Origin of the sequence: Psychrobacillus sp. NPDC093200 (assembly GCF_050280345.1) — a bacterium.
In the GTDB taxonomy this organism is placed as follows: Bacteria; Bacillota; Bacilli; order Bacillales_A; family Planococcaceae; genus Psychrobacillus; species Psychrobacillus faecigallinarum.
Genome location: NZ_JBNNVC010000001.1, coordinates 458,697 through 475,944, shown reverse-complemented (window position 1 = coordinate 475,944; position 17,248 = coordinate 458,697). Strand labels below are relative to the sequence as shown.

Below are 17,248 nucleotides of genomic sequence, written 5' to 3'. Positions count from 1 at the left end.
ACTGTAAAAAAATAAGCTAAATTATTTGCTAATTTACTTGACCCAAAATGACTTATTTGCTATTATGAATCCATAGCTAAATAAGACTTTTAAAAAGCCTTTAAACCAACATTAACCACGTTCCCCAACGAAAAATGTTAATAGATAGGTCCTGTTTCTTATTGTCGTTTTAGCCAATAAATTAGCTTATGAACAAAGTATAATGACTAAAAAGTCAGTTGTCAATAAATAATGACTAAAAAGTTAATCCTTTGTTTCAATAAGCCTTGCGAGAGGTTGATATACGTGAGTTTAGTGAAAAGAATAAAATTGCTTTGCGACGAGAGAAAAGTCACTTTCGCTGAAGTCGAAAGAGAAATTGGTATCTCAAATGGGCAAATAAGAAGATGGGATAACGTTTCTCCTAAAAGTGAAACGTTACAAAAAGTAGGAGATTATTTTGATGTCAGCATTGATTATTTACTTGGGCGTACTAATAAAAAGCGATACTACCATCTAACCGAAAAAGATGAACAAGATATTCAAAATGAACTTCAAAAAATGATAGAAGGTTTGTCGACTAGTGGGCATGCTGCATTCGATGGAAGGACTCTTGATGAGTTAAGCGAGGAAGAATTGGAAGATAGAGAATTATTATTATCAAGCTTAGAAAATTCATTAAGACTAGCCAAACGTGTAGCCAAACAAAAATTCACCCCTAAAAAATATAGAGAATAATAGGAGTGCTGCTTGTGTCCCCGATTAAATCTGTAGTCAATCAGTTAGTAAAAAAACACGGTACCAATGATCCTTTTAAACTTGCACAGCTCATGGGAATTCTAATTGTATTTGAACCTTTAGGTACTGCATTGGGTTATTACAATAAAAACTTTAGAGTACCTATCATACATATTAATCAAGATGCCCCCAAAGAAAAACTATTTTTCATTTGTGCGCATGAGCTTGGACATGCTATTCAACATCCAGATGTTAACACTTCTTTTTTAAGGCAGAACACTCTATTTTCCACAGATATTTTAGAAATAGAGGCCAACACTTTTGCTGTCGAATTATTGCTATTAGATGAATATTTATATGAACAAAACAATACAAGTTTTACTGTCGTTGAAGCTATTCAAGTTTATGGTATCCCTTCAGAACTTTTAACTTTAAAAAGTTTAGATGGTAAAAAAATTTAACCACAAACGGAACGTACATTCCCATTGGAAGGAGTGATGCCAATTATTTGAAGTCTCCCCCATCTAACGCCTGTCAACGTTTGAAAGGGAAAAAATATGACTAAAAAAACAGAAATGCATAGATTAAAAAAAGATCCTGAGCTTTATTATTATTTCAATACTAAGGATGAAAAGCGTTTTGCTTATCGACACAGATATTATGATTCATTAGGCAATAGAAGAGAAAAACAAAAACAAGGTTTTAAAAGTGAAAATGAAGCATATAGAGGTTTACTAGAAGTTCGGACAAAGATAATCAATGGAGATGTTAAACAGGTAGCCAAAGCTAACGTTACAATTTCAGAATGGCTTGATATATGGTATGAATCTTCCAATCACGAATGGGGGATTACAACCCGATTACAAAGAGAAAGAGATATCAAAAAACATATGAAGCCTTTACTAGGTCACTATAAAGTAGCAGAATTAGATAAGAGCACTTACAAAATTAAATTTATTCAGAAGTTACTCAAAACAATGAGACCAACAAGCGTTAAACAATTACACAAATTATTTAAAATTGCAGTGAATGCTGCAGTAGATGCAGAGATAATTCCCCGTAATCGTTTCACTAATATCACTTTTGATGAAGAAACTGTAGGTAACAACTACTTTACAGCACAAGAACTTGTTGAGTTTTTACACATCTGTAAAAAAGTCGAGACAATCACGAATTATTCCATGGGGATGTTTCTTGCCTATACAGGTGTACGTAAGGGGGAAGCTTGCGGATTGAAATGGAGAGACATACAGGATGATATTTGTTCTATCAATTGCACCAGAGACGATAATGGGGTACGGCCACCAAAAACTAAAAATAGCTTTCGTTCTATAGTGATGGATCCCGTACTTGTCAAACAAATGAATATTTATAAGAAATGGTGTAGAGAAACTAGAATTAAATATGGTCTTCCCTTCAATGAAAACACCTATGTATTTATTAATGGTACAAGTGGCTTAGAAATTAACTGCACTATGATTAACAATGCTATGAAGCGAATAATTGAAAAGCATAATCTGAAAGAAGTGACTCCTCATGGTTTACGCCATACACACGCTACTATTTTAATGAAAGAAAGAATACCGGTAAAAACTATTTCGGAACGTTTAGGTAATACTCCGGAAATGATTAATAATGTTTATGGGCACAATCTCAAAGAATTAGAATTAGAAGCTGTCCAAGTGTTTGGAGAAGCATTAAAAATAATCTAATTGGGGGAGGTTTTGGGGGAGGTTTTATTTATACCCTCCTTCAACCCCTGAAGAATCAAGTTTTCTTCGATAACAAAATATTACTCATTGTAGTGTATCTATTAATTAAAGTGAAGTTTTTTATACTCAGGAACATTGTAATAATAACAATTTTATGAACTTCCTCAGAATTACAATAACCCCCAAAGGAAATCGGGTGCATTTGGGGGGACAAACAGATAAGGTTTATATGAATTGTTTATTAGATTCTGTCTTAGGCTCTAGTGTTAAGAATAATTGTCTCTGTACAATAATTTGTTCTTACATATGCTAAATATTAACAACTGAGAAATTTCCTCACTCTCATCTCAGTCATGAGGACCTATGATTGAAAGGTCCTTTTTATTTTTCTTAAAAATCACAACTATAATGATTTAAGCTCCTTAATGATGCAGTCTAGTTTTTTTTCTATTTGGGAGAGTTGACTTTTTTGATCACTCATAATTTTCTTCTCGGAGTGTTCTTCCTCTAACATTTCTTGTAGGGATATTCCTTCTCCAATCGTCCCAATAAGTAGACCTAGTGTTTCGAAAGCAGAACCTAAGAACTCCAATGTTGGGCCTAAGTTGGGCTGCTCAATGAATTTTTCGTTGTTTTTGGAATGCATATCTTGTCTAACATCCTTTGGCTATCTTTTGTCTAGAATATGCCAACATAAGAGGGTTGGTTATTTTGTGGAGAACAACAACGATATTACTTTCTTTACAGAGGCACACCTTCTCTACATTGAATATAGAGAGGCAATTTAAATGCTGTTGTAGACCACTAGCGGGAACATATTTAATATGCTATTTAGGACCTTTTTTCTTAGGGTCTAAATAAAAACGCCCTTGCTTGTTTGAATGGCTTGAATAACATGTGATAAAGCATAATTGCTTATAATATAGACAAGGAAGCATGTTAATGAATAATAAGAATGATTTACAAAATGATTCAAGTTCAGATTCAACGGATCTTCTAGTAGCTAAATTAGCACTTTTCGGAGCTACACTTACTACAATAGGAGATGGAATAGCAGCTTTAGCAGCAGGTATTGCACTTAAAGGATTAGAAAATACAAATAATCAAAAATCCTCTGAGCAGTCAAATCAATCGGCTCAAATAGAACAAATGCAAAAACAAATTAATGAATTAACAAGAAAGTTAGATAAAATTGAGCGTAGTAAGAGATAAAAAATTGTCTCTTACTTTTTACTTTCTGTTTTATACATAAGCCTCCGTTTAGCCTTTATCCAATTGTATGGCATTTATATTTTTACCTTTTTTATACTATAAAGAGTATGAATCACTTTTTTTTAGGTAAATCTATACCTAACTGAAATAAATTGAGGTGTGATATGAATTTTCCTTTAATACATACAAATTTTTGGGATGCTGTAATAGCTATACCTGTAATCATAATTATCACTCAAATAATCAAAATTCTTTTTCGCGTACAATCCAAAAATGTCCCTTTCATAGCCTTGATATTAGGACTTATTATTTCTGTCTTTATCAGCCATCGCCATCATATTGTTGCGGGCCTTTTTATGGGTTGGTTTTATGGTTATGCAGCTATAGGGAATTATTCAGCTTTAAAAGTATCGTTAAGGGCATATAGGAAAAAGTAATATATCAAACTGAAATGTCGAACATTTTATACACCCATACCATATATACCAAACAACAATCATTCATATAAGATACTTTTAAATTTTCTATGAGCTATATATTTCTAATGCACTAAAATCATATCATTTATTTTAATTTTCACTTAATTATCCACAACTGTGGTAAAGTTGTTGATAACTCCTTAATCCACTCCACTTTTACATTCGCTTCGAACTTTTAGGTATGTTAATGTCTTCTATTTATACTTCCTTTTTGTCAGTTACACTTTGACTCTATAAATTAGTTCCTACTTCTAATATTATTTCCCCTTCCATTTTATATAAAATAAAAAACGCTCCTAATAGGAACGTTCTTTGACTTAAATTATCTATGTTTCCTCATAGCCTGTTCAATGCTAGAATGTGTCTCTACACCTTTAAAATCAATTCCTAATTGTATGGTTGTTTGTGCAATACTAGGGCGAACCCCTGAAAGTGAGGTACTCACTCCAATTAACTTTAGTGCACTGATCATTTGAAATAATTGTTGTGCAACCATAGTATCCACAACCGGAACGCCTAACAAATCAATATATAAGTGTTTGATTTTCATATCCGAACATTGTTGAAGTGATTGTTCTAAAATTACTTTAGCCCTATTTGTATCTACTTCCCCAATTAGTGGTAGCAATGCGGAGTCAGCAGTTAATTTAATAACTGGTGCACTTAATTCAATAATCATCTCTTGTTGGGATTTCAATCTTATTTGAGATTGCTCTATAAACTCTTTAGTAAATTTAAGAATAATATCATTGATTGTAGACAAAATAGCGGTACTAAATTCAATTATCTGTTTGTCACTTAGTTCGTTCTCATATTTTGATACAAATTCCTCTAATAATTCTAAATAAAGATATTGTTGATGAAAAAATTCCCCTATTATTTCCGTAAGGGGGGTACGTTGATGACCATTGTCATTAACTATTACTTCGATAAAGTCATCAAAACTTTTTAGACCTTCTTCACTAGAATTGTTAAACAAATCTACAAATTTCTCATGGAATAGATGGTTCTGCTCTTTAAGCAATTGTATTTCCTCTTGATTATTAGTACTATAAATTCCATTTAGATCTTTGTTAAGATTCTCGTACCATTTTTCTGTTAGATTCCATGTTTTACTTTTGAGAAAATTATAGAATTTTTCATTACTGACCATTTAATTTTCCTACTTCCGTTAATGATTCAATCTTGTAAAACAATTTTTTGTACCAATATTTTGATAGTAACATAGATTTTTTTTATTTCCAATATTATAATTTTTATCCAATATGATATAGCGATTGTACAACTAAGCTTATAGCTATCAAATAAATAGGACATACTCTCAATCGAAACTTTACTATCTTTCCATATTTAATAAAGCATTATATGAAGTAAGCTATTCCTTTTCCTCTATCGAATATTTTACCACTTGGCTACTTTTTCTTCTTGTTTAGGACAAACACATAATCATAATTATAAAGGAGACAATAAGAACAAACATAAAGCGATAAAGGATGTATCAAATGTGGACTTCTTTCATTCCCAAGAATCACTTACAGCAATTCAATGGGTTCTAAGAGCGGTTGTTGCTTTCTTCTTTTTACTCTTTGCGACAAAAGTTATGGGCCAGCGTTCTATTTCACAGTTAAGATTGCTCGACTTTGCTATGGCAATATCTATCGGTAATATTATCGCTCACCCCTTGTCTGATGAAGGTTTAGGAATGAAGGGGTCCATGATTACCATGTCTGCTTTAGTTATTTTATATACACTCGGTGTCTCATTAAGCCTAAAGTGGACTCTGTTTCGCCATTTTATAGACCACCCTCCCATTCCACTTATAAAAAACGGAAAGATTGTTGACGCAAATTTACGTAAGGCAAGAATCTCTCTTGAGTTTCTTCTATCAGAATTAAGAAAAGAAAAGATAGAAGATGTACAAAAAGTCTCTTGTGCTTTATGGGAGCCAGACGGTTCTATTTCTAGTTTTTTATACCCTCAACACCAAAGTCCTACTCGAGCAGATATGAATATAGTTCCTGAAGCCGTCCCTCTTCCTTCTGTCCTTATTAAAGAAGGGAAAATTAATTACGATGAATTAAACAAAACAAATCATAGTAAGGAGTGGCTAATAAATAAAGTCGAGACAGCATATAACGTGGACATAAGTAATGTCTTATTAGCCACAATCGACCAGAAGGATACCTTTCAAGCTTTTTTATATAAATAGAGAATTTTAACTAAAGGCCATCAGTTTAGCGAAATACAGGAATGAGTGAAGAGGGAACACACTTTTAGAATTTGGTTATTAAAAAGCTTTGAAACGTTGAGGTACAACGTTTCAAAGCTTTTTTACCCACTTGAAAACAATCAAGTAGACTTTTCCTTGACCAACTGAAATTGTTCTAGGCTATCAAATTGTTTAACCGATTTGTGATCAGCCACACTAACAATCTGTTCTTCTGATGAAAGAACAGTCTGCAAACCATTTAATATAGATTTAGCCGCTAAGATTAATATTGTTAACAAAACAATTGGTACTAAAGAAATCCACGGGTAAGATGTCCAAAGAAAACTCCACCACATCCCTAACGTACCTGCCCATTCACTAGTTGGAGAAATTGGCTTAGAATATCCAAACAAATCATCTTTGAAGGCTATTCCTCCAATAAATATACTTAAAACACCTAAGTGAGCCATGAGAATGAGCGATTGTATAAACTCCCTGATAAAGATTATATATAATTGTGGCATTAAAAACGGTTTAATGTGATTTGTAATAATGCGCCAAGATCTTGCTCCTAACGTCCGAGAGCATTCAATAAATTCCATTTTGTTTATTAATTGCACTTCATTAGCTATTAGTATGGAATTGGTTGGAATAAAAACAATGGATACAACTAAAATATAGAGCATTACTAGATCCCAATAAGAGTTGGTTGCCTCCATCATCAATATCCCTTGAAAACTAACCCAATTTAAAATCAAAAATGCGAACAAAGTAATTGGAAAATAATTAATAGTATCTGCAAGATATTTAATTGGAGTCTTAATCTTTTGAAGATAAAAATGAATGATAAACCCAAAGAATATGGAGGGAACGACTCTAATAATTGAAATAACTATTCCTGCGAATATAGTGTATTTGGCCCCAACGATCATTACAACTACAATGTTTCTTCCGAAATTATCAGTCCCTAAAGGTGGATATGCTTTACCACTATAAGGTGCTCGTATAGGTTTCCCGCTACTATCAAGCAACAATCCTACCGTAGGTATTCGATCTTGATAAATAAGAAAATACAATATACTTATTGATAATAATCCACTAATTATACTAAAACCCAAAAGGAACTGCTTATTTTTAAAAACTCTTTTCATTATATTCACTTATATCACCATTCCAATCTTTGACCAGTTTGCTTATAGATAATTTTCGTGACAAGTGTATATAAAATGTAAATTGGTATATAAATCATAATTAGCGTAAAGGCAATTATGTCAGGGTTGGGATATGCAATAATAAATGAAAATATCCCATTTATATTAAATAATTTTTCAAAAACTACCATAGAAGATAACAGTATTAAAATAATGGATTTGCTATGAATAATAATGTTAGGAGCAATATTTCTTAGAACATGCGAAAAGAATAATTTTGAACTGTTAAATCCTTTACTTTTAGCTAAAAGTATATAAGTTTTCTCCAACTCTTCATTTGCTAAATAAAGAATGACTTTAAAAACCATAACAGCAGGGATTAATGACAAAGAAATCATTGGTAAAAAGTACGTTTTATTTTGAGAAGTTCCAGCAGTAGAAAAAAGTAAAGTACCTGTCCGTTTATAATAAAACAGCACTGCTAACTGAATAATTATAATAATGAGTAAGTCCGGCAATGATTCTAATAGTGAAACTATTTTAACGATAAATTGATTACTTTTTTGGGGTAATAGTATAGTCAAATAAGTTATAAAAATCCCAATGACTATAGATATTAATAATGCCGTAAGAAATAAAATCATAGAATAGAAATAGTTATCCCAAAAATCAATAAAAATGGAGTACTCAAAACCCGTTGGCCCAATAAACACTATATTTTGGGGACTAGTCAATCCCTGAATGATTTGAATGATGTTATCCAAATACATACCAATGTTTAACTGAATACCCTTTGTAAACAATCCTACAAATGCACTTAGAAGAATCAAACCGAAGACAACGCAAAAAAAGCGCAAAATAGATTCTAATATATGTTTCAAATAGTCCCCCCTTCCTCCTTGTTAAATACAATGTACACTATGTGGCATTTTATTTGTATTAAAATTTTGAATTTAAAGTAATTTCATACTATATATTCCATAGAAATTGTAGAACTTTATTTAATAATTATAAAAGATGGGTTGGTCAAAATATGACACAACCCATCTTCTATAATTATTTATCAAATTTTATACCTTTTAATAAATCCGCAAAAGCATTATTAATCGGTTCTTCTTCTTTATTTTGCTTTTTCAAATACTGCTGTACCGATTTTTTATCAACTTTACCGCCACCTTCTTTTTTACGGCGGGCCTCAAATGCAGATAATTTCTCACGATAGCCACATTTACATACGAAAATTTGTCCTTCCCCTTCACCACGAAGCTCTAACTTTTTCTTACATTGCGGGCAGCGAGCGTTCGTCACACGTGCCACATTCTTACGGTGACCACATTCACGATCTTGGCAGACAAGCATTTTGCCTTTTTTGCCGTTAACTTCAAGCATCGGTTTTCCACAGTCAGGGCAAGATTTAGTGGATATGTTATCGTGTTTATATTTCTTATTACTGCTTTTTATATCAGAAACGATTTCTTTCGTATATTTCTTCATTTCAGCAATGAATATTTCTTTTTTTAGTTTGCCGTTAGCTATAGCCTCTAGCTTTTGTTCCCATTCCCCTGTTAGTGTAGGAGATTTTAATTCTTCAGGCACTAAATCAAGCAATTGTCTACCTTTGGAAGTAATGTGAATATCTTTACCACGCTTCTCAATTAAAAATGAATTAAATAGCTTATCGATGATGTCAGCACGTGTTGCAACTGTACCTAATCCGCCTGTGGACTTTAACGTGTCTGCGAGCTGTTTATTCTGCATTTCCATATACTTCGTAGGGTTTTCCATTGCTGTTAATAAAGTTGCTTCATTAAAGCGTGCAGGTGGCTTTGTTTGGCCAGACGTTTGAGCGATCAACTTGACGTTTAACGAATCACCCTTTTCGATTCTTGGTAAAATCTGTTCTTTTAAATCATCCGTTGACTCATCTTCAAAGTGATTTTGATAGACCTCTTTCCAACCACTTGTTAGAATTGTTTTTCCTCTAGCAACAAAGTTCTCATCACCGATTTTCGCACGCAACGTTAATTGTTCGTACTCAAATGCTGGGAACAGAACAGATAGGAAACGTTTAACAACTAAATCATAAATTTTGCGTTCTTTATCATTAAAGGCAGAGAAATTTACATAACCTTCCGTTGGTATAATAGCATGGTGATCTGAAACCTTGCTGTCATCTACAAATGATTTAGAAGCTTTTATCGACTTGTTCAAGATTTTGTTGGCTAACGGTCTATATTCTCCTACGGCGCAAGCTTTTAAACGTTCCGGAAGGGTGCTAACAATATCAGATGAGATGAAGCGTGAATCTGTACGAGGATAAGTTAATACTTTGTGTTGCTCATACAGCTTTTGCATGATATTCAATGTTTCTTTTGCAGAGTAACCAAAAATTTTATTTGCATCACGTTGTAACTCGGTTAAATCATATAGACCAGGAGCAAACGATTTCTTATGCTTTTTCTCAACTTCCGTTACTATAGCGTTTCCTTTACCAATCTTTTTCACGATATCATCAATTTTTTCTTTTTCAAAGCTACGACCATTTCCTTTAGAATCTTGCCAAGTAAGCTTTAAATTGTCTACTGTTTGCGCTTCAATTCCATAGTAAGTCTGAGCCTTGAAATGTTTTATTTCATCTTCACGCTTTGCAATAATAGCCACTACTGGAGTCTGAACTCGTCCACAATTTAGCTGTGCATTGAATTTTGTAGATAGCGCACGGCTGGCATTAAGACCAATATACCAATCTGCCTCAGAACGAGCTACAGCAGATGAATAGAGGTTTTCATACGCTTTGCCAGGCTTAAGGTTTGCAAAGCCATCTTTAATCGCTTTATCAGTTACAGAAGAAATCCATAGGCGTTTAATTGGCTTATTTACTTTCGCTTTTGCAATAATCCAGCGAGCAACTAATTCGCCTTCTCGACCTGCGTCAGTAGCTATAATAATTTCATTGATATCGCCACGCGTTAGCTGCGATTTAACAGCGTTATATTGTTTACCTGATTGTTTTATCACAGTCAGTTTAAGGTTTTCTGGTAACATCGGTAAATCTTCTAAATTCCACGTTTTATATTTAACATCATAGCTTTCTGGATCTGCTAATGTTACTAGGTGTCCTAGTGCCCATGTAACTACATAATCTTTGCCCTCTATATATCCATTTCCTTTTTTATCACATTTAAGTACCCGTGCAATATCTCTTGCAACAGATGGTTTTTCTGCTAATACTAAGCGTTTTGCCATTCATAACATCCTTTCGTAAATCCCTATGATTAATATATCATAGGTTTCCGTTAGATTCAGTTAGCACGCCAAGATGTTGTCTAACTGTTCTTAATAAGAGAAGCTCATGCTGAAGCTAGACAAATAATTATTAAAAAAATGTATAATTGTTTCCACTCTCCGCGGTCACTTTCCGTGCGGTGAGAACGATTAATCAACCCCGTCGCTTGAGCCTCATTTGTGATGTCTTATCTCTCTCACTCATCACGCTGGAGTCGCCACCTCTATCCAATCAGCCAAGTAATAAATCTTCCTATCTTATAGTCTTATTTTGAAGTTAAATTAAATAACTATTTTAAGAAACCTAATTTATCCCCTACTGTTCATTTCTTTTGCAGATACACTAGTATTTATGAGCTACTTCGCCTCTATTAAAATATGGAACCAAAATCTGTTGGCTAAATAATCCTTCTAGTTTCGCAGGGATATGTATAATCTTTTCAGCTGAAGCTACATCCATCCACACAATCTCCTCTATTTCATCTGGACGCGAAAGAACCAAATCTCCACCTATACGTTTCCCTTTAAAGGTGATAAAAATAGAATGCTGTTTTACATTTTCAATAAAGGCTTCATTTACAAAGATAATTCCCTCTATCTCGATATCTATGCCTGTCTCTTCTTTAGTTTCTCGAATCGCTGCTTCCTGTAGAGTTTCTCCTTTTTCTACTCTTCCTCCGGGAAGTGTATAGTAAGAGCCATGACTCCCTTTGTTTTTAACCATTAAAACCTGCTTACCACTTTCATCAAAAAGAAGTATATAAACAACCTTTACATTTTCCACACTTTTCTCCCCTTTCCTTACTCCATCAAAATAAAAGGATAATCAGCCTATACAGGTTGATTATCCTTTGTTTAAATTTTTACTTATACTAGCTTCTGTCCACAATTTGGGCAGAAGTTTGCACCAGTTGTTTTTTGTCCACAGTTCGGACAGAAGTTCGGCATTTGACCACCGCCGGCATTACTACTGCTTGGTTGGTTAGTTTGGGAAGAAGGCTGGCTTTGACTTTGATTTGGATTACTCTGGTTCATGTTTTTCATCATTTCATTTGCCATATTCATGCCCATCATCATTCCCGCCATATCCGAGGCTGCTCCTGATCCAGAAAGCTTTCCTGAAGCCATCGCATCCGTAACAGAAACCTGTTGGTATTTGGAGAGATCTCCGATCATCCCATGGGATGCATTCTTTGTGATCATATCTTGGATTTCCTTTGGATAATTGAAGCTCATAATATTGAACCCAGTGATTTTCATACCCATATCCATGATTTGCATATCTAGATCATCCTTAATACCCCCGGCTATATCTGAGGCATTTGCCTGTAGGTTGAACATATCCTTACCTTCGCGGCTTATCCATTTCATCAATAGCTGATCCAAAACAGAAGTAATACGAATCTTTACGTCATCCACAAGATAGCTTGTGCGCACGCCTGCAACCTTATCGATTAGTCCCACATAGTCATTAACTTTAAAATTAAATGTACCATTCGCACGAATTGGCATTCCACCAGGTAGCTGAGGTGTTGGGATATTAATAGGGTTCTGAGTTCCCCATTTTACGGTAAATTCCTTCGTATTAACGAAAAGCACCTCAACACGCATCCCGCTGTTAAAACCGAACCTAAATCCTTTTAGCGTTGAAAGAAAAGGTACGATTTGAGATTCAATATCATACTCGCCCTCATCCTCAAAGATCCCTTCGATGCGTCCACCATTAAAAAACACAGCATCCTGACCCGGTCGGATGATTAGCTTGCTTCCTTTCTTAATTTCTTCATTGTTCCATTTCCAGAAAATCATATCTTCTCTAAATTCTCGCCATTCCACTACATCTGAAAATTGATTTCTAAAAAAAGACATTATCTCATTCCCTTCCTGATTAAGTAAATTGAAAGCCTTAGAATTTTCCGCTACTTCCGCTAAATGATCTACCACCGCTTGTTACTCCGCCACCACTGCTTCCTCCACCACTATTGTTGTTAGTTGGCTTCTTTATTTTGGAAACCGTTTGATTGACGAAGACATCACGTTTACTAGTTACTCTTGAATTGTTCGCTTCGAAATAGGTCTGACTATTCACTGTTACCCTACCACCAGAGTTAAATGCCATAATACCAACAATTATACCTCCAAGTGCTAGAGATGCACCAACCTGGAACCACCATTTGAAAAGGATACTTTCAGGATTTACACCAGGTCTATATTCCATATATTTATCCGAGGTAATAATAAATTCACGAAATGCTTCATAGTAGTTTCCAGCAGATAAAGCGGGCTTGATTTTATCTCTGAGTAGGTCCATTCTTTCGTCATCAAGATATTCCTCTGCCTTATCGAAGCCCCTTAGCGTAACGTCTCTATTAATCATATCTATACCGACTAAGGCTGCACTTCCATTGTGCTTTCCATAGCCAATTCCTGTACTATCTGCAAAATCTTCCACGTAAGTCTCAATACCTTTATCATCTGCACCATTTGTCGTAAGAAATACAAAGTCTGTCTCATTTTTCTCACTGTATTCTGAAGACAAATCCTCAAGCGCTTCTATCTCACTTGCAGATAAAATACCTGCATCGTCAAAAACGCGTTGCTTTGTATCGGCTGCTTGAGTTAGTCCTAAGGGAAATAGTAATAGGAATAGTGTAAGGAGTAAAATCGAATGTTTTTTCACCATAGGACACCACCAATTGCGAAGGAAATACCCTTCAAAATGATAAAGGATGCTGCAGCAATACCACTAAACCATCCAGCAACCTTTCCCATGCTAAGTGGTGGCTTTCCTACAACTTTCCCTGTCTGTCCATTCATTGCAAAGATGTGCTCCTTATTGCCAAAGTCATAATAAACCATCCAAACTGGTAAAAGTACGTAATGCGCCTTCTTCTTGTTTGTATCAATTTGTTTATTTTTGTATTGAACGGAGGAGTAACCAGCAATTGTCGAGCTAATATAACTGTCTATGTATGGCTGCACCTTCGTTTTTACTCGTGTGAGCAATTCCTGATCTGTAAAATTGTATTTCTCGGCAATATAACCAGCTAGATAAGGTGTTTTGAAATCCTTCAGGCTGTTATAATCATATGGCTCAAGTTTATCCATTAACTCATCATCTAGCTTTTCTGAGGCATCAACTGGCACCTTTACATAGCTTAAATCAATATCTCGGTAGACATCATAGAACTTTGTTTCCGTATAGATATAATCCCCTCTTGTATAGGTTCTAACCTGTGTGCCAACAGCGTCAACCTTTGCCTTGCTATCCAAGTCATACAGCCAGAAGGGTACGTAAATACCAGTAATTCCTTTTACCCTATCGGCAGTCATAAACCCCGAGGGAGTCAAACGGCCGTTTTTGCACCACTTCCGAAAGGCTTCCATCGCTTGCTCTTTGTTTATGGTGAAAGGAATAACTTTAGCAGGAGCTAAGTCACCGGACAATCTATCCCCCAAAACCACAGCTGCACCACAAAAGCTACAGTTAGTCGCTGTCGTATCCGCATCAGTAATTATGACTGCACCACAGTTATTACAATTGTATTGCTTAGCCTCATCCTCTTCAAAAGTGGTTGTGATGAACTCATCTGAGAAACTCTCTATATTGTCCTTTCTCCCACAGCTGTTACAGGATAGCATACCCGAGGTACTATCAAACTCCATATCTGATCCACAGTTAGGACATTTATATTGGATAACCATTATTCCCTTCCTCTACTTTTTTGTATTTTTAAATCAGGCTGTAGCAATTGCTACAGCCTTGTAGATTTTTCTATTCTTTTTTTGTTAGTAGCTGTTCCTTTAAAGCTGCCAGCTCGTCGTCAACGTTTAATTGAGCTTTCAATGCAGAAAGTTCATTTTCTACATCCTTGTCTGTATCATACTTAGAGGCAAGATCTTCTATATCTTCTCCTGTCCCTTTATTTAGCTCGGCCATTGCATTTGCTTCATCCAGCTCCTGGTTAATTTTAGCCTCCATCTTATCGAAGGCAGACATTGAGCGACTTGCTCCTCCCATAGAAGAGGTAAATTCATTGACCTTCTTCTGTGTCTTAGCAACAGACGCTTTTCCCTTAAGGATAGATCTTCTAGATTCCAGTTCTCCGATATCAGCGACAAGCTTGTCGTGCATTTGTCTCATTTGTACTGTATTAGCGGAAGCTAACTCTTTTGCCGTTTTTAAGTCTGTTTCCTTCGCTGTATATTCAGCCTTTTTGTTCAGGAATTTTCTTGCATCTTCTTCATTACCAGCCTCTAATGCTTTAACTGCATACTTTTGCATGCTTACAATGTCCGTTTGGCACTCCTCTAGCTCACGTGTCGCCCGTTTTTCAGCAGCCATAATTGTTGCTGTTTCGGATTTTACCTTCCCAAGATCTCTATTTAGGTCGCGCAAGTATTGGTCAATCATTTTTTCTGGATCCTCAGCCTTATCTAATAATGCATTAATATTGCTTGACATTATATCGCGGAATCTTCTTAAAATTTCCATTACACACTCTCCCTTATTCTAGTTTTATATTTTAACTGTTGGATATAACTCTTGCCTATGCAAGGAAATTCCGTTTGTTGTATGCAAGCTGTAAATATCAAAATGAATAGTCACTTAGCATACATAAAGAGTTTTTAACGCTACTTTGAGTTACATCTTTTATACGAGAAGATGCCATCAAAAGTTTCACTCTATTTTTTCCATTCCCTTTTCTAGAAAAAAGTAACCGCTAGTTGTAAGGCACCAAAAAACCACCAAAGTTAAAGTAACTTCAGTGGTTTACATTTTTAGTAGCTATTAATAAGTAGTCCAACCGCCATCAGCTGCTACAACTACACCATTGATAAAGCTAGCGTCTTCTGATCCTAAGAAAATAGCAAGTTTTGCAATTTCCTCTGGCTGTCCAGCACGAGGATTTAACCCCATACCTAGTTGTTGTTTTCCAACTCCATATTGACTTATGTTAGTCATAGTAGATGAAATGTTCGTAACTACTGCACCTGGTGCGATTCCGTTACAACGAATCCCTTTATCAGCAAACATGAACGCTGTGTTTTTTGTTAAACCTACAACTGCATGCTTAGAAGCTGTATATGCAGCTCCTGCACGCCCTCCATACAGACCACCAGCAGAAATATTGTTTACGATTACACCGCTGCCTTGTTTTAAGAAAAGGTCAGTTGCTAAACGCATTGTTTTCATAGTTGCAGTAGTATTTACTGCAAATACCATATCCCAGCGTGCGTCTGAAATTTCATTTACCGGCTCCATACCGTCCATGATTCCAGCGTTATTTACTAAAATATCTAACTTTCCGTAAGTTTTAACTGTTTCATCAAATAAGCGAGTAAGATCGTCATCTTTTGTTACATTTGTGTCAATTGCAAATGCAGTTCCACCATTGGCAGTGATTGCTTCTGCAACTGCTTTCGCGCCATCTAAATTCATATCTGATACGACAACTTTTGCGCCCTCTGCTGCATAGCCTTCAGCGATTGCTTTACCCATACCTGATGCTGCTCCAGTAACTATAGCTACTTTGTCTTGTAATTTCATTATAATTGCCTCCTTTTTAGGATACTCTATTGAACACCTGTTCATTTAAAATTATACTTTATATAATTGCTTCATACAAACAACACAAAATCCAAAACTGTATATTATAGAACAAATTTTAAGAAATTGTTTATTAACATTTGGAGGAAAATAATGAAAACTGATTTACGTATTTTAAAAACACAGGAAAGCCTGCGAAACGCATTACTAGAGCTTTTGAAAAACAAACCGTTAGAGTCCATTAATATTACGGAGCTTTGTCGTCTCGCCAAAATAAACAGAGGCACCTTCTACCTTCACTATCAAAATGTTCATGGAGTTTTTGAAAGCTACTTCGAGGAAATTATCGATGATTTGAGGAAATCTTATGAAGAACCCTATCATCAAACCAATTTTAATATCCAAAATTTGAAATCAGACATGATTATTATTTTTCATCACGTGAAAAGATACGAAGGGTTTTATCACATCATTTTTGATGAGACCAATCCTATAAGATACTATTACAAGCTTTTTCACGCTATACGCAAGATGATGAAGGATCTTACCATGAATTCCATCGACTATCTTCCTGAAGAACAAATGGAGTATTTTGTTAGCTATCAAACTAACGCAATTATGGGTATTTTAGTGGAGTGGCATAGCAATCAATTTTCTACATCTCCAGATGAGCTAAATGAGTATCTCTATAACTTCTCCAACTTACTCAAATGGTTTCCTGATCAACAAGGCGATGTGGAATAATAAATATTTCTATATTTTATCCGGCTTTTTTTCTTCTATTCACTGCATAAGGAGACTCTTATTAAGTTAGTTTTAATTTAAACACTTATTTGACCTGGTATCGCTGATTAAATTGGCATCATTTTGCTTAGCGGTCAGAAATCTGCTCTATCCGGTCATAATTTTTTTATCCGGTCATAAATTGAAGT

Annotated in this window: 18 protein-coding genes; 7 read left to right on the top strand and 11 right to left on the bottom strand. The window is 34.9% G+C overall.

Translation table 11 applies throughout. The features are described 5' to 3' along the window. Positions 1-285: 285 nt before the first annotated feature. The 3 genes from ACQKNZ_RS02285 to ACQKNZ_RS02275 all read left to right on the top strand — a co-directional run bounded on the left by ACQKNZ_RS02285 (position 286) and on the right by ACQKNZ_RS02275 (position 2,429). Positions 286-717, top strand: a complete 432-nt coding sequence (locus ACQKNZ_RS02285; RefSeq protein WP_427657853.1) for a helix-turn-helix domain-containing protein — start codon at positions 286-288, stop codon at positions 715-717. 14 nt (positions 718-731) lie between these two features. Next, on the top strand, positions 732-1,178 hold the full coding sequence (locus ACQKNZ_RS02280) for an ImmA/IrrE family metallo-endopeptidase (RefSeq protein ID WP_427657851.1): 447 nt from the start codon (positions 732-734) through the stop codon (positions 1,176-1,178). A gap of 96 nt (positions 1,179-1,274) precedes the next feature. Next, positions 1,275-2,429, top strand: a complete 1,155-nt coding sequence (locus ACQKNZ_RS02275) for a tyrosine-type recombinase/integrase (protein WP_427657849.1) — start codon at positions 1,275-1,277, stop codon at positions 2,427-2,429. 403 nt (positions 2,430-2,832) lie between these two features. Here the strand turns inward: ACQKNZ_RS02275 and ACQKNZ_RS02270 are convergent, their stop codons facing one another. Continuing rightward, positions 2,833-3,075: a hypothetical protein gene (locus ACQKNZ_RS02270; protein ID WP_144539868.1), complete on the bottom strand. Its 243-nt coding sequence runs from the start codon at positions 3,073-3,075 to the stop codon at positions 2,833-2,835. 296 nt (positions 3,076-3,371) lie between these two features. Between ACQKNZ_RS02270 and ACQKNZ_RS02265 the strand changes: the two genes are divergently transcribed. Further along, positions 3,372-3,641 carry a translation initiation factor 2 gene (locus ACQKNZ_RS02265; RefSeq protein ID WP_427657847.1) on the top strand — a complete coding sequence of 90 codons (270 nt, stop codon included), beginning with the start codon at positions 3,372-3,374 and terminating at the stop codon, positions 3,639-3,641. Between the two features lie 164 nt (positions 3,642-3,805). Continuing rightward, on the top strand, positions 3,806-4,078 hold the full coding sequence (locus ACQKNZ_RS02260; RefSeq protein ID WP_427657845.1) for a hypothetical protein: 273 nt from the start codon (positions 3,806-3,808) through the stop codon (positions 4,076-4,078). A gap of 364 nt (positions 4,079-4,442) precedes the next feature. Here ACQKNZ_RS02260 and ACQKNZ_RS02255 read toward each other — a convergent pair whose 3' ends face one another. Further along, positions 4,443-5,273, bottom strand: a complete 831-nt coding sequence (locus ACQKNZ_RS02255) for an STAS domain-containing protein (protein WP_427657843.1) — start codon at positions 5,271-5,273, stop codon at positions 4,443-4,445. A gap of 351 nt (positions 5,274-5,624) precedes the next feature. On the opposite strand from ACQKNZ_RS02255, the gene ACQKNZ_RS02250 reads away from it, so the two are divergent. Beyond that, the gene (locus ACQKNZ_RS02250) at positions 5,625-6,329 is read left to right on the top strand and encodes a DUF421 domain-containing protein (protein ID WP_427657841.1); all 705 of its coding nucleotides are present in this window, start codon (positions 5,625-5,627) and stop codon (positions 6,327-6,329) included. A gap of 140 nt (positions 6,330-6,469) precedes the next feature. On the opposite strand, the gene ACQKNZ_RS02245 is transcribed toward ACQKNZ_RS02250, so the two are convergent. The 9 genes from ACQKNZ_RS02245 to ACQKNZ_RS02205 form a co-directional block, all read right to left on the bottom strand. Continuing rightward, positions 6,470-7,480: a peptide ABC transporter permease gene (locus ACQKNZ_RS02245; RefSeq protein ID WP_427657839.1), complete on the bottom strand. Its 1,011-nt coding sequence runs from the start codon at positions 7,478-7,480 to the stop codon at positions 6,470-6,472. Positions 7,481-7,494: 14 nt separating this feature from the next. After that, positions 7,495-8,361: an ABC transporter permease subunit gene (locus ACQKNZ_RS02240; RefSeq protein ID WP_427657837.1), complete on the bottom strand. Its 867-nt coding sequence runs from the start codon at positions 8,359-8,361 to the stop codon at positions 7,495-7,497. A gap of 175 nt (positions 8,362-8,536) precedes the next feature. Beyond that, complete coding sequence (locus tag ACQKNZ_RS02235; RefSeq protein ID WP_154311566.1) at positions 8,537-10,726, bottom strand: DNA topoisomerase III; 2,190 nt, start codon at positions 10,724-10,726, stop codon at positions 8,537-8,539. 382 nt (positions 10,727-11,108) lie between these two features. After that, a complete protein-coding gene (locus ACQKNZ_RS02230; RefSeq protein ID WP_427657834.1) occupies positions 11,109-11,549 on the bottom strand; it encodes an NUDIX hydrolase in 441 nt (146 codons plus the stop codon). An 83-nt stretch (positions 11,550-11,632) separates the two neighbouring features. Then, positions 11,633-12,634, bottom strand: coding sequence for an SPFH domain-containing protein (locus tag ACQKNZ_RS02225; protein ID WP_427658893.1), 1,002 nt, complete (start codon positions 12,632-12,634; stop codon positions 11,633-11,635). 37 nt (positions 12,635-12,671) lie between these two features. Further along, positions 12,672-13,448: a TPM domain-containing protein gene (locus tag ACQKNZ_RS02220; RefSeq protein ID WP_427657832.1), complete on the bottom strand. Its 777-nt coding sequence runs from the start codon at positions 13,446-13,448 to the stop codon at positions 12,672-12,674. After that, positions 13,442-14,470 carry a TFIIB-type zinc ribbon-containing protein gene (locus ACQKNZ_RS02215; RefSeq protein WP_151111435.1) on the bottom strand — a complete coding sequence of 343 codons (1,029 nt, stop codon included), beginning with the start codon at positions 14,468-14,470 and terminating at the stop codon, positions 13,442-13,444. The genes ACQKNZ_RS02220 and ACQKNZ_RS02215 overlap by 7 nt, the downstream gene beginning before the upstream one ends. Positions 14,471-14,540: 70 nt before the next feature. After that, on the bottom strand, positions 14,541-15,260 hold the full coding sequence (locus ACQKNZ_RS02210) for a PspA/IM30 family protein (RefSeq protein ID WP_427657830.1): 720 nt from the start codon (positions 15,258-15,260) through the stop codon (positions 14,541-14,543). Between the two features lie 297 nt (positions 15,261-15,557). Further along, positions 15,558-16,316 carry an SDR family oxidoreductase gene (locus tag ACQKNZ_RS02205; RefSeq protein ID WP_144539888.1) on the bottom strand — a complete coding sequence of 253 codons (759 nt, stop codon included), beginning with the start codon at positions 16,314-16,316 and terminating at the stop codon, positions 15,558-15,560. A 153-nt stretch (positions 16,317-16,469) separates the two neighbouring features. Between ACQKNZ_RS02205 and ACQKNZ_RS02200 the strand changes: the two genes are divergently transcribed. After that, positions 16,470-17,060: a TetR/AcrR family transcriptional regulator gene (locus ACQKNZ_RS02200; protein WP_144539890.1), complete on the top strand. Its 591-nt coding sequence runs from the start codon at positions 16,470-16,472 to the stop codon at positions 17,058-17,060. Positions 17,061-17,248 lie beyond the last annotated feature (188 nt).